This is a genomic window from Bradyrhizobium sp. AZCC 2289 (assembly GCF_036924615.1).
Classification (GTDB): domain Bacteria; phylum Pseudomonadota; class Alphaproteobacteria; order Rhizobiales; family Xanthobacteraceae; genus Bradyrhizobium.
On the sequence record NZ_JAZHRY010000001.1, the window covers coordinates 9968303 to 9981672 of the forward strand.

11 protein-coding genes are annotated in these 13370 nt (G+C 61.2%); 4 read left to right on the forward strand and 7 right to left on the reverse strand.

The window, feature by feature from the left end; genetic code table 11:
* Nucleotides 1–3: 3 nt before the first annotated feature.
* Complete coding sequence (locus tag V1289_RS46920; RefSeq protein ID WP_334407946.1) at nucleotides 4–1134, reverse strand: efflux RND transporter periplasmic adaptor subunit; 1131 nt, start codon at nucleotides 1132–1134, stop codon at nucleotides 4–6.
* A gap of 155 nt (nucleotides 1135–1289) precedes the next feature.
* On the opposite strand from V1289_RS46920, the gene xth reads away from it, so the two are divergent.
* Nucleotides 1290–2081 (forward strand): exodeoxyribonuclease III, encoded by a 792-nt coding sequence (gene xth / locus V1289_RS46925; RefSeq protein ID WP_334406452.1) that lies wholly within the window; start codon nucleotides 1290–1292, stop codon nucleotides 2079–2081.
* 17 nt (nucleotides 2082–2098) lie between these two features.
* Here the strand turns inward: xth and V1289_RS46930 are convergent, their stop codons facing one another.
* The 5 genes from V1289_RS46930 to V1289_RS46950 all read right to left on the reverse strand — a co-directional run bounded on the left by V1289_RS46930 (nucleotide 2099) and on the right by V1289_RS46950 (nucleotide 8797).
* On the reverse strand, nucleotides 2099–2983 hold the full coding sequence (locus V1289_RS46930) for a tetratricopeptide repeat protein (protein ID WP_334406454.1): 885 nt from the start codon (nucleotides 2981–2983) through the stop codon (nucleotides 2099–2101).
* Entirely contained in the window at nucleotides 2970–4694 is a 1725-nt protein-coding gene (ilvD, locus tag V1289_RS46935; RefSeq protein ID WP_334406456.1) for a dihydroxy-acid dehydratase, read from the reverse strand. Before ilvD ends, V1289_RS46930 begins: the two co-directional genes overlap by 14 nt.
* Before the next feature lie 1165 nt (nucleotides 4695–5859).
* Nucleotides 5860–6477, reverse strand: a complete 618-nt coding sequence (locus tag V1289_RS46940) for a nitroreductase family protein (RefSeq protein ID WP_334406458.1) — start codon at nucleotides 6475–6477, stop codon at nucleotides 5860–5862.
* A gap of 80 nt (nucleotides 6478–6557) precedes the next feature.
* Complete coding sequence (locus V1289_RS46945) at nucleotides 6558–7559, reverse strand: quinone oxidoreductase family protein (protein ID WP_334406460.1); 1002 nt, start codon at nucleotides 7557–7559, stop codon at nucleotides 6558–6560.
* Between the two features lie 98 nt (nucleotides 7560–7657).
* Nucleotides 7658–8797, reverse strand: a complete 1140-nt coding sequence (locus tag V1289_RS46950) for a Gfo/Idh/MocA family protein (RefSeq protein ID WP_334406462.1) — start codon at nucleotides 8795–8797, stop codon at nucleotides 7658–7660.
* Nucleotides 8798–8890: 93 nt separating this feature from the next.
* Between V1289_RS46950 and V1289_RS46955 the strand changes: the two genes are divergently transcribed.
* From V1289_RS46955 to V1289_RS46965, 3 genes are all read left to right on the forward strand, one after another.
* Complete coding sequence (locus V1289_RS46955) at nucleotides 8891–9772, forward strand: LysR family transcriptional regulator (RefSeq protein ID WP_334406463.1); 882 nt, start codon at nucleotides 8891–8893, stop codon at nucleotides 9770–9772.
* 186 nt (nucleotides 9773–9958) lie between these two features.
* Nucleotides 9959–10738, forward strand: a complete 780-nt coding sequence (locus V1289_RS46960) for a glutathione S-transferase family protein (RefSeq protein WP_334406464.1) — start codon at nucleotides 9959–9961, stop codon at nucleotides 10736–10738.
* A 54-nt stretch (nucleotides 10739–10792) separates the two neighbouring features.
* On the forward strand, nucleotides 10793–12424 hold the full coding sequence (locus V1289_RS46965; RefSeq protein ID WP_334406465.1) for a GMC family oxidoreductase: 1632 nt from the start codon (nucleotides 10793–10795) through the stop codon (nucleotides 12422–12424).
* Nucleotides 12425–12739: 315 nt separating this feature from the next.
* Here the strand turns inward: V1289_RS46965 and V1289_RS46975 are convergent, their stop codons facing one another.
* Entirely contained in the window at nucleotides 12740–13027 is a 288-nt protein-coding gene (locus tag V1289_RS46975; protein ID WP_334406466.1) for a hypothetical protein, read from the reverse strand.
* Nucleotides 13028–13370 lie beyond the last annotated feature (343 nt).

Sequence of the window (13370 nt, forward strand, 5' to 3'; positions counted from 1 at the left end):
GCGTTAAGCCCCCGCCTTGGCAGCGCGCGGCGCGATAGGCGTTCCCTCCGACAACAGCAACTGTCCGTCGACGACGACGTCCTCGCCTCCGGTCAATCCGGTGGCGAGGACGGAGGTTCCCTGGAACGTGCGGCTGACATTGACGGGTTGCACATGCGCCCTGCCGTCCTTCATGACGAAGACGAAATTGCCGTTCTGGCTGCGCTGTACGGCTGACGTGGGCACCGTCACGGCTTCCTCGGCGCGGATCACGAGCTTGGTGTTGACCAGCGTCCCCGGCCATAAGGTCTCGTTCTCGTTGTTCATGATGCCGCGCACGGTGACCATGCCGGTGGTCGAATCCACCGTGTTTTCGACCATCGCAACCTTGCCGTCTTCGGAGCGCTGATGGCCCGGGATGGTCGCGATCACCTTTGAATCCGCCTTCGCCATCGCCTCTCGCAGGTCGACCAGCACCCTCTGCGGGATCGCGAAGGTCACGTAAACTGGCGCCATCTGGTTGATGACGGCGAGCGGCGCGGTGTCGGCCGGCCGGACGAAATTGCCGACCTTCACATTGGCCGCGCTGATCCGGCCCGAAAACGGCGAGCGGATCAGGGTGTAGCTCTTCTGGACCTTCAGATTGTCCAGCGCCGCCTGATCGGCCTTGATGGTGCCGATCAGGATATCGGACTGGGTCTTGGCGTTATCGACGTTGACCTGGGTGGTCGCGCCCTTGGCAACGAGATCGGTGTAACGCCGCAAATCGCGCTGCGCGCCCTCGAGTTGGGCCTGATCCTTGGCCAGCATGCCCTCGGCCTGCTCGATCTGGGCGTCGATCTGCCGCGCGTCGAGCGTGAACAGCAGGTCGCCTTCGCTAACCCTGGCGCCGTCCTCGAAATGCACCGCGACGATGGTGGTCTCGACCCTCGATTTGAGCGCCACGCTGGAAATCGGCGTCACCGTCCCGATCGAGTCGACGTCGACCGGCACGGATTTGTGCTCCGCCTTGGCCAGTTCCACCGAAACCACACGCGGGCGCTGCGGCCCCAGCGCGCTGGCGCCTCCGCCCATCCATGACCCGCGGGTGACGAAGGCCGCCACCGCAGCGATGCCGACGGCACCGGCAAAAAGGATCAAACTACGTTTTTTCATAATTTTCATGCGCGCCCGTCCGTGAAAGGACGGGACGGCTCGTTCCTGCCCCTTGACGGCGACTTTTGCGCCTTATTTCTAGACGGTTATCACAGCCTTGCGGCACATGGTATGCCAGCAAAGCGAAAATGTGTGGTTACGACGGGTCCCCCCTCATGCGCATCGCGACATGGAACGTCAATTCGGTCCGGCAGCGGATCGAGCATCTCGTCAGCTGGCTGCAGGAGTGCGCGCCGGACATCGTCTGCCTGCAGGAAATCAAATGCGTCGACGACGCCTTTCCGCGGCTGGAGATCGAGGCGCTGGGCTACAACGTCGTCACCCACGGCCAGAAGACGTTCAACGGCGTCGCCCTGCTTTCGAAGCTGCCGTTCGAGGAAACCAAATCCGGCCTCGCCGGCGACGACGAGGACGCCCACGCCAGGTTCCTGGAAGGCGTGGTCACGCTGAAAAGTGGCGTAGTGCGAATCGCCTGTCTTTATCTGCCCAATGGCAACCCCGTCGGATCCGATAAATATCCATACAAACTCAAATGGATGTCGCGACTTCGTGAGTACTCGAAGGAGCGGCTTAAGGCGGAAGAGCCGCTGATCCTCGCCGGCGACTTCAACGTCATTCCGGCCGCCCAGGACGTCCATAATCCGGCTGCCTGGGTCGAGGACGCCCTGTTCCGCCCGGCCACCCGCGAGGCCTTCCAGTCGTTACTGGGCCTCGGGCTGACCGATGCGCTGCGCGCCGTCACCGATGCGCCCGGCCAATACACCTTCTGGGACTATCAGGCCGGCGCCTGGCAGAAGAACTGGGGCCTGCGAATCGATCACCTGCTGCTGTCGCCGCAGGCCAGCGACCGGCTGATCGATGTCGGGGTCGACAGCTATGTGCGGGCCTGGGAAAAGCCCTCGGACCACGTGCCGGTCTGGGCCGATCTCGATTTTGAGGCGGCGTAGGCCGTCAGGGCCGGCAATCAGTCCCGGCGGCCCTGCACCCAGTGCTCGAGCATCTGCAGCGCCATGGCGCGGTCGTCGTCGGACGCTTTCGCGATCGCCCGGTTGTAGCTTTCCTTGATCCAGGCCTCATCGGGCGCGGCATTGTCGCGCGCCAGGGTCAGCCACATCAGCCCGCGTGCCGCCTGGCGCGGCAGCCGGTCGCCGTTGAACAGCATCTGGCCGAGCATCGCCTGGGCCTGATGCTGGCCCTTCTGGGCGGCCAGACCCAGCCAGCGCGCGCCGTAGCGGAAATCATCCCGCGAGGCGTCCGGGGTCTTCAGATAGAGCCGCGCCAGATCGTACTGCGCGTCGGCATTGCCGAAATAGGAGGCCGCGTAGGAGAACATCTCCCGCGCCCGCTCGGTATCGGGCTTGATCTTGGAATTGGGAATGCCGTTCAGATAGTAGCGCCCGAGCGCCACAAAGGCATTGGCGACGATCGCCGCCTGCGGCGCCGACGGGCTGTCTTCGGCATGCGCGTTGGCGATCCGGCTGAAATATTCGAACGCGCGCACATCGTCCTGGGTGACGCCGTCGCCGTCGGCATACATCCGCCCGAGCTTCCACTGCGCGACGGGATGGCCGCCTTCGGCGGCATATTGCAGCGAATTCAGCGAGGGACCCACGGTGACTGTAGTCGTGGTCGAAGCAACCGGAACCGCCTTCTTCAAGGCCTGGGCATTCAAGGCTTGGGCATTCAAGGCTTGGGCATTCAAGGCCTGGGCGGCGGAGGCCGCCGGCTGGGAAACGACCGGCAGCGCTGCATCCTGATTGGCCGGAGCGCCGTCGAACGCGAATCCCGGGACCGCCACCGGCGTGGCCCCTAACATCAACGCAAGAATGATACGCCTAGATGTCCGCATAACACTGTTTCTCGTACGCACCACCTGGATGGGTAACCGCGCCATCCACCGCCGGCCCAACCTGTTGGGCATACTTCCACAGCGCACCCGATGTGTGGTTAGTCGCTCGGGGCTGCCATTTGGTTTTACGGTCGGCGAGTTCTTTGTCGGTCAATTTTACGTTAAGAGTGCCGTTGTCGGCGTCGATCTCGATGATGTCACCGTCCTGCAACAGCGCGATCGGCCCGCCCACCGCGGCTTCCGGCCCGACATGGCCGATGCAGAACCCGCGGGTGGCGCCCGAGAACCGGCCGTCGGTGATGAGGGCAATCTTGCCGCCCATGCCCTGCCCGGTCAGGGCTGCCGTCGTGGAGAGCATCTCCCGCATACCGGGACCGCCGCGCGGCCCCTCGTAGCGGATCACGAGCACTTCGCCCTCTTTGTAGGTCTTCTTCTGGACCGACTCGAAGGCGTCTTCTTCGCAATCGAAGCAGCGGGCCGGACCGGTAAATTTCAACTTCGACATGCCCGCGACTTTCACGATCGCACCTTCTGGCGCAAGATTCCCCCTCAAGCCCACGACACCGCCCGTGACGGTGATCGGCTTGTCGGCGGACCGCACCACATCCTGGTGCGGATTCCACTTCACGCTCTTGAGGTTTTCGGCGATCGTTCGGCCCGTGACGGTTAAGCAATCCCCGTGCAGGTGGCCATTATCGAGCAGCGTCTTCATCAGAAGCGGTATGCCGCCAACTTCATACATGTCTTTGGCAACATAACGGCCACCCGGCTTCAAATCCGCGACATATGGAGTCTTTTTGAAGATTTCGGCGACGTCGAACAAATCGAATTTGATGCCGCACTCATGGGCAATCGCCGGCAGGTGCAGTGCAGCATTGGTCGAACCACCTGAGGCTGCAACGACCGCGGCGGCATTTTCCAGCGATTTGCGGGTAACGATGTCGCGTGGGCGGATATTGGCCGCGATCAGCTCCATCACCTTCTCGCCCGCGGTCATGCAAAACGCGTCGCGGATCTCGTAAGGCGCCGGGGCACCTGCCGAGTAAGGCAGCGCCAGGCCAATGGCCTCGGATACCGTCGCCATGGTGTTGGCGGTGAATTGTGCGCCGCACGCGCCGGCCGACGGGCAAGCCACCCGCTCGATTTCGTCCAGATCCGCGTCCGACATCTCGCCGACCGAGTGCTTGCCGACGGCCTCGAACATGTCCTGCACCGTGACCTGCTGGCCGCGGAAATTGCCGGGCAGGATCGAGCCGCCATAGATGAAGATCGAGGGCACGTTGAGCCGCACCATCGCCATCATCATGCCCGGCAGCGACTTGTCGCAGCCGGCGAGCCCGACGAGAGCGTCATACGCATGGCCGCGCATGGTCAGTTCGACGGAATCGGCGATGCATTCGCGCGACGGCAGCGACGAGCGCATGCCGTCATGGCCCATGGCGATGCCGTCGGTGACGGTGATGGTGCAGAATTCGCGCGGGGTGCCGCCGGCGGAGGCGACGCCCTTCTTGACCGCCTGCGCCTGGCGCATCAGCGAGATATTGCAGGGGGCGGCCTCGTTCCAGCACGACGCCACGCCTACAAAAGGCTGGTGAATCTGCTGGGTAGTCAGACCCATGGCATAGAGATACGAGCGGTGCGGCGCGCGTGCGGGCCCCTCCGTCACATGACGGCTCGGCAGCCTCGACTTGATGTTGCTCTTGGCGTCCATCGCGAACCCGTTTCCCCGGCCATCTCTTTTGTCGACCGGGAAAACTCAATTTCCCGTCGCCTTCGCGAGCGCCGTGGCCTCAGCCTACGAAGGATATGATTTCATGCAGGGGTGTGGCTAAAAAGCGGCGCAGACAATAGCGGACCGCCAGAACGGTTAAATGTTAGGGAAGTGTTGCGAGGACGCAACAATCGTTGCAACACGGCAACCATCTATTACTGACCCTTACCGAGCCGCAGACCCGCGCTCTCGCAACGCGATGCGTCCGAGGTTTGCAGCCACACATTGTCCCTCCTGAAAACGGAGGGCGCAGGGAAAGCCGGGTGCGCGCTGCACCCGCGGTCTCGTGTGCAAAGATGCACGAAAGAAAGCGCACACGAGCATACAGGTTCAGCGGAGAGCATCCGGCCTTCCCTGCGCAATGGCTTTACGGCTTATAGCGCGCTCTCCTCGGCGACGAATTCGTCTTGTCACCGTCGCCTGCGGATTGACGGTCCAGCGCCTCCCGGTTGGGCGCGCAAAACCTCCGCAGACTTGGCATCAGCAACGGATGCCGGAACCACACGCTTTTGCCGTACGCTTAAGCGCCGTTCGTCTACGCGCCGGCCGATCGCTCACGGGAAACCCGCCCTGCAATTGCCGCTTCGCGCCGACGCTGCCGCGTCCACCGCATCTCAACCCGCGTTCGTGACGATCGCGACCCGCCCCTCGTTTGGGTGAGACGGGCGGAGAGAGACCACTGATTTGCCCGACGACGGAAGCGGAATATTTTTCACGCGAGGTCTGGACAGGGCAAATCACGTTGGAATCGTTTGGGAAATTAATCTCCAGGCGCATCGAGAAGTGCCCGTGAACGGCCTAATCGCACGATTAGAATTTATAGCGTGTTTTGGAGCGTGCTTGGAATCCCAGCGCCATCCGCGTATTGCGTAGCGCGCTGCTAACCGCTGGTATAACTTCACTAGCTCGGCGGACTTCAATGGACTCCCACTGTCCATGGTCTTCAAAATCTATTCGGACGACGCGGCCGCGCGGGCTGCCGTGATCGAGTGCATCGCGAAAAGCCGCGTCAGTTGCGCATTCTACAGCGTCTCGGGAAACCCCCACATCAAACGCATTCGGGACATCTCGGTCGAACGACAGATAGAGTCGTTCTCTACCGAGCCTACGCGAACGCGAGCACGTTCGAAATCGGCCGACGCGGCTTCTGCGGCCAATTCGCCTCCGTCGGATAGCCGACGGCAACGAGGAGTGCCGGGACCTCATTATCGCTGAGACTAAACTCACGTGACACGCCGACCGGATCAAACCCGATCATTGGCGTAGTGCCCAGACCCATCGCCTGCGCGGCGTGAATCAGTCCGCTTGCGCCAAAGGTCGCCGATCGAATTGCCTCATCCCGCTGGGTCTGAGGCTTCTCGAAGTAAAGCGATTTTGCTGCAGCTTCCCAGCCCGGCACCATCTCGACAGGCATGAAACCTGCCGCAACCGAGCCCGCCAGTCGATCAGCCATCACGTCAGCCACGGCCAGTTCACCGACCATGATGAAAGTGACGGCAGCTTCGGTAACCTTGGGCTGATCAGCCGCAACCGCCCGCAGCCTTGCTTTGGCTTCCGGCGACCGCACCGCTATAAAGCGCCAATTCTGCAGGTGGAACGCGGTCGGGGAGAATGTCGCCAGGCGCACCAGCTCACGAATTTCATCGTCGGGAATGCTTTTCGACGCATCGTAAAGGTTGGTGGTTTTCTGGCGCTCGATCGCTTCAATCACAGAGGTATTCATCGCAATATTCCTTTAGTTGAGCATTGTTTCGTGGATCGGGGCCGCGGGCGTCTTCGGACGTTGCAGCGCATGAAATTTGATCAAGGGAGATCGGCGGCCGTCACACGCAGCACTGCCGCGCCGGTGGTTCGGCGCTCTTCGAGATCATGGTGAGCTTCGATTAGCTGGCCAAACGGATAAAGATTGCTGGGATCGACCTTGAGAATTCCCGTCGCGATTGCGTCGAATAGGTCGGCTGCGGCGATCGCCAGATCTTCTGCAGTGGACGTATAGCGAGGGAGAATGGGCCACGTCAGATAAAGTGCGCGTGGTGCCAACTCGAACGGGTCCACCGGTTCCGGAAACCCAGACGCCTTCCCGAATTGCACAAGCGTTCCGCGCGGCCTGAGAACTGCCAGCGACCCACGGAACGTGTCCGCCCCGACGGAGTCGAAAACAGCTGCCACGCCATTGCCTGCGGTGAACGCGAGCGCTTCGGCGACGAAGTTTTCGGAGGAATAATTGATGACGTGGTCGCAGCCGGCATGACGTGCAAGCTTCGCCTTAGCGTCGCTGGACACTGTGCCGATCACCTTTAGGCCAAGTGCTTTCGCCCATTGAACGAAAATCTGGCCTACACCGCCCGCTGCAGCATGATACAGAACGGTGTCACCGGGTCGGAGCTCAAGCACCTCTTTGAGCAGATAGCGAGCGGTGAGCCCCTTTAGAAAGGCACTAGCTGCCTGGTCGTCAGAAACACTTGCCGGAATGCGGACAAGCCGGTCTGCGGGATGCAAGCGGGCCGTAGCGTAGGCGCCAAATGCGATATCGCCATAGACGACGCGGTCACCCACGCTGACGTTCTTGACGTTTTTGCCAACAGCTTCGACTACCCCGGCGGCCTCGTCGCCGATGATCGCTGGAAAGGCAGGGACCGGAAGAGTACCTCTACGATAATAAACGTCGACGAAGTTGAGACCTATGACGGTGTTGCGGATCAATGCTTCATCGTCGCCCGGCTCACCCACGACGATGTCCTCGAACCTCAGGACTTCGGGAGGACCATATTGGTGAATACGGGCGACTCTCGCAGTGGTTGGCATGACATTTCGCCTTTCAAAGCGCCAGTGATCATCGTTCGCCTGCTCGCAGAGCGCGCGAATGTTACTTGGCAGTTGGTGGAGCATGGTCGCGGCAGCGTCTAAAGCTTGATGCGATGTCCGCTGGCTGACGAGACCGCTGCCTGTTCAAGCAGCCGCTGCATGAAGAGGGCGTCCTCGAAGCTGGGCACGGTTCGCGAGCCGCTTGCGAGATCGCGGGCATGAACCTCGAAGAGATCGGCGAGCTCCAGCACGCCGCTAGGAAGATCAGAGGGTGGCAACCAGTTGTACGATGCGGGCACTACGAGTGGCGCCATCTTGGTGTCCGCTACGCGGGCACCGAATAGATTATATTCTTCACCCACGTCCCCGAACGCCGAGGTGTTGGTGATCTGCAAATCACCATCATCACCCGTGATATCGATCTGAACGCCGGTGCCATGATGCTTGCCGCCCTCGATATGAACGGCGAACACGGCTCCGCTTGCGAGGATGCCTTGCAGCAGCAATTGATCCGGAACCTTCGTGCTGATCTCCTCGCCCGTTTCGACGATTGTGATTTCCGGCCACTGGTTGACAGACACGGCCGAGATCTCGGTCGGACGGCCTACGATCGAGAAGAGCGGGTCCATCAAGTGCGCGCCGAAAATTGAGGTAACGCCCATGAAATTTTCGGGGAAGGCGCTCCAACGAAGCGCCTTGCTGCGATTTTTGCCGAAACTGCTCACCGTCACATGCATCCTGACCGAGCGCACACGACCGACGTAGCCATCGCCGAGAATATCCTTCAGATAGCGCAGCCCTGGCGCGAACCGGCGTTGGGTGCCGAGAATGGTTTGCACACCAGCTTTTGCCGCAAGGTCGACCAGTTCAGCCGAGGTCTTCGAGTCCGGCGTCAAGGGCCACTCGCAGTACACGGTCTTCCCCGCAGCGATCGCTGCGCGTACCGCTTCCTCGTGCTGCGGGCCTGTCGTGAGCACGAGGACGATGTCGACGTCTGGATGGCGAACCAATTCATCGATCGATCCGACGACATGCCTGATACCGAAGGTGTCCGCAGCAGACTGCGCGGCGTCGCGACGCTGGCTGTAGACAGCCGCCATTTCATATTGCGGCATAAGGCTGAGCACGCGAACGGGGCCGTTCAAAGCCCAGTTTCCGACGCCGATCAGGCCAACACGGATGTTCGTGTGGTTGGCAGAGGGGGCACGGCTGTCGGCTATCGTCGATGAGGTGGACATGGGCTTCTCCTGATTGTTGAAGCCAATATCGATTGCTTTTGTCTCGTTGATAATTAGGCTATTCTCGATTGGACCTTTCGGGATTTGCGAGAAATGGACACCCTGGAAGCCCTCCGCCTGTACGTAACTATAGCTGAGACCGGCAGCTTTTCAGCCGCCGCCCGCCAAGCGTCAGTTTCGACCTCAACGGTGACGGTCGCGCTTCAGCAGTTGGAAGAGCAGGCGCGTGTTAGTCTGATCACGCGATCGACCCGCAGATTGAGCTTCACGTTCGAAGGGCGACGTTTTCTCGCCGATGCTAGAAAGCTCTTGGCAGACTGGGACGCATCCATCGCCGGGGTTCAGGATGGGCCTTTGCGCGGCCCAATCCGGATGACGGCCACGCAAGATTTTGGCCGGACCGAAGTAGCGCCGCTGATCGATCGCTTCCTCGACTTACACCCCGCCGTACAAATTGCGCTGCACCTGTCCGATGGTGTCGTCGATCTCGTGGAGCAGGACATTGACCTGGCACTCCGCAATGGCCCCTTGGCGGATTCGGCTCTCAAGGCTCGACTGATGCTTCGAGGGCGCCGCGTGGTGTGCGCCGCGCCATCCTATTGGGCAACCCATGCTGCACCCAATCACCCAGATGACCTGGCCGCGCACAATTGCCTCGTCCACCCGCGCCCTGGATCGACCTTTTCTTCGTGGTCTTTCACCGTTGAGGGACGACCGGTTACGGTTCGTGTTGCGGGCAATCGCGTTGCCAACGATGGCGGCGTTCTTCGCCAATGGGCGCTCGACGGCCACGGCGTCGTCATGCGAAACGATTTGGATATCCGCAAGGAGCTTGCCTCTGGCGCACTTGTCACCGCCCTCGACACGTTCGTGACTTCCGACGCCAATCTGTACGCGGTCACCGCAGGCAGCCTCTCCAGTCTGCGTGTGCGAACGTTCATCGATTTCCTGGCGAAGAATCTGGTCGCGGACTGACCTTTCCGGTGCCGCTTTAACGACATTGCTCGCAAATCCCGAAAAGTCCTGTCGACATTCATCCGATTATCATCGTCTCGACAATGCGCGATATCCCACGTGCACCAGAAACGGCGGGCGGACCCGCTGCCTTCGGTCTGGTCTGCTCACGGCAGTGAGCGTGAATCGAGATGAAGGACGCCCGTGATGAAGAATATCCCCGTCTATGTGAACCCGTACGATAAGGTCCATTTTGGACCGTCGACTGTCATGACTCTGCACCGCTTCGGCATTTTCGATCCCGACGTCGCGCGCAGGGTCCCGACGCTGTCGCCTTTTTCTGCGAAGCTGACAGCTCATCTTCGTTTCCAAGGAATCCCCTTCGAACCCGTCGCCGAGCAGGGCGTCGGCAATGCGCCGCGTGGAAAGGTGCCTTTCATCATGGTCGATGGCGTGAAAGTCGCCGATTCCGACCTGGTCATCGGCTTTCTGAAGACCGCCTTTCCGGATCCCGACGCCGGTTTGAGCGACCATCAGCGCGCTGTCGGCCACCTCGTCCAGCGTACGCTGGAGGACCACCTCTACTGGATCGCGCTGATCTACGAGTTCTATGATCAAGAAGGTTCGGACTGGTTCTTCGAGCATGCCTTCGGCGGAATAGGCCCCGGCCTTCAGGGGCTGCGGGACGACATGGAAGACCGCACCTACAAGCAGGGCATCGCGCGTTATACGCCCGACGAAATCGTGGACAAGGCGTCCAAGGACCTCGCGGCCGTCGCCGAAATTCTGGGCGAAAATCGGTATCTTCTCGGGACCGACCGGCCGACGTCTTTTGACGCGGTCGTCTTCGGAATGACCATCCTGGTCTATCAGCTCCGCGAGATGCATCCCAGGCTGACCGACTACGCCCGAAGCCTCCCGAACCTCACACAGTACATCGGCAATTTGCTTACCGAGTTCTTCCCCGACCTCGATCGCGACTTCTAGGTCTATTGCCTGGAGTTTGTGGAGTGCTGGCTTTTATTTGAAGGAAAAATCCAAATGACCTCAGTGTCCGATACCTTCGACTACATCGTAGTGGGAGCAGGCAGCGCCGGCTGCGTCGTGGCCAGCCGCTTGGTCAAAGACCATGGGGCGACGGTGCTGCTTTTGGAGGCCGGGCCGCTCGACGACAATATGCTGATCCACATGCCCGCTGGCGCCGTCAAAATCGTGTTCGGCAAGTCGCCCTACATCAAGCGCTACACTTCGACGCCCCAGCCCGCGCTCGAGGGGCGAGCCGTCGACATCATGCAAGGGAACGTCGTTGGCGGGGGAAGCTCGGTCAACGCCATGACCTACGCTCGCGGCTCCAAGGACGACTATGACCGTTGGAACACGTTATCCGGCGATGCGGGCTGGGGCTGGGACGATCTGGTCCCCTACTTCCGCAAGCAGGAGGGCAACGTCAGGCTGGAGAACGCCGCGCACAGTGGAGACGGGCCTCTCAAGGTTTCCGATCCGGCCTACATCTCCGAGGCCGCCAACATCTTCGTCCGGACGCTGCAAAAACTGAAAGTCCCTTTCACCGACGATTTCACGGGCGGTCAGCTGCACGGCGTGGGGTACGAACAATCGACGACCTTTCGAGGAAAACGCCGCAGCTCGGCGGACTCGTTCTTGAGGCCCGTGATCTGCGACGAGCGGTTGACCCTGGTTACCGAAGCGAGGGCCAACCGGGTGCTGTTCGACGGTCAGCGGGCGATCGGGATCGAATACGTCAAAGACCGGAAGGTCCATCAGGCGAAGGCGACGCATGAAGTCGTCTTGACCGCCGGGGCGTTCGCCACGCCCAAGCTCCTGATGCTTTCAGGGATCGGACCTGCCGATCACCTGGCCCAGTTCGATATCCCAGTCGTCGCCGACCTGCCCGGCGTCGGCCAGAATCTGCAAGATCACAACGAAGTCTTTCTGTCGCTTTCGACGAAGGGCCCATTTGGTTATTTCGGCGAGGACGCAGGGATCAAGCTGATCCGGAACGTCATTCAGTATTTCGCTTTTGGCACAGGCCCTATCGCTTCCACGGGATCCGAGACGATGGCGTTCGTCAATTTGGACGATCCCGCCGGGCCGCCCGATATCCAAATCTATTGCATTGGTCTGATGTGGCCAACACTGACGGTCAAGCCACGCAACGCCGTTACGCTTCTGGCCAATTTGGTTCGCCCGCTTTCCTACGGGTCCGTCCGCTTGAAGTCGGCGCTTCCAGAGGATGACGCTGAGGTCGATCCGAATTGGATGAGCGATCCGGAGGACACGCGACGCCTATTGAAGGCGCTAAAGTATCTCCGGACGATCGTCGCAACAGCACCGTTCATTGACATCGTGGAAGAAGAGCTGTCGCCGGGTCAGGCAATAACGGACGACGCGGAGCTCGTCGAATACATGAAAGCGACGACGCAGAGCAACTTTCACCCGGTCGGCACCTGCCGAATGGGCAGGGCGGAAGACCCCACGACCGTGGTCACGCCCGACTTGCGGGTCAAGGGGATAGACGGCCTTCGGGTCATGGACGCCTCCATTATGCCCAGGATCATCAGCGCCAACACGAACGCCACCGTCATGGCGGTCGCCGACAAGGGCGTCGATCTTCTGACTGGGACCTACACAGGGCGCGTTGCCGCCGCGCAGTAACCGGACGCCTTAGCCCTGGAAGCTCGCGGCAATTTCGGTCGAGGTGACGGCCTGTATCTCGCGCCCGCCTCGCCCTTTTCCAGCGCCAGCCGGTAAAGGCCGCCGGCATCGAGCCGATGCAGCGCGGTCCAGCGGTTGAGCCCGTCGCCGACAGAGGCCGAGCCCGTAGCTCGTAGGGCGGATTAGTTAGTTAGCCGTAGCCATAATCCGCCGCTATTGTGTGCGATCCTGCGCGAGCCGACGCATTGTCTTTCCGCGTGACCGAGTCCGCGATGGCGGATTACGCCTTTGGCTAATCCGCCCTACTCACTACCTTCAACATCCCCGGCAGATCGACCCAATCATCTTGTCGACCTTCGCTTCTTCGCGGTCGATCGCGGGATTGGTGCCCAGCAGCGGGCCCTTCATGGGGCCGTTGCCGACGCCGGATGACGAGAGCGCCGTGCCCAACGAATTGGTGCCGGGCGTGGCGGGCGCGGTGCCGAAAGCGCCGCCGGTGACGGACGAATGATGCGATCCCATGCCGCCACCGCCGCGCGCGAACGCCGCCGAGGTCGAAGCGCCAACGCAAAGGAGGAGGCAGATAACCGACAGCTTTTTCATGTCAAAACTCCTGCAAGCCCCAGCATGAACGCGGGTCCAGATGTTGGCGTTCCCGCATAACGACAAGTTTAGTCTCGCCAATCCCCAAGTCACAGGTGGGTTAGCTTATTCCGCCATGCTCGAATCTATCGCCGGGTGATCGGCGCGATCGGTGGCTACTCAGATCCAATCCTCGTCATGCCCGGCCTTGTGCCGGGCATCGACGTCCTTGCAGTCTCGCAGAAGGGAAGACGTGGATGGCCGGGACAAGCCCGGCGGTGGAGTGCGCCCGCTGGCGCATCCGGTTCGAGTGGCCTTGGGTTCCATTTGGGTTCCATCCGCTTCCCCGTTTTTGTCGCAGTGT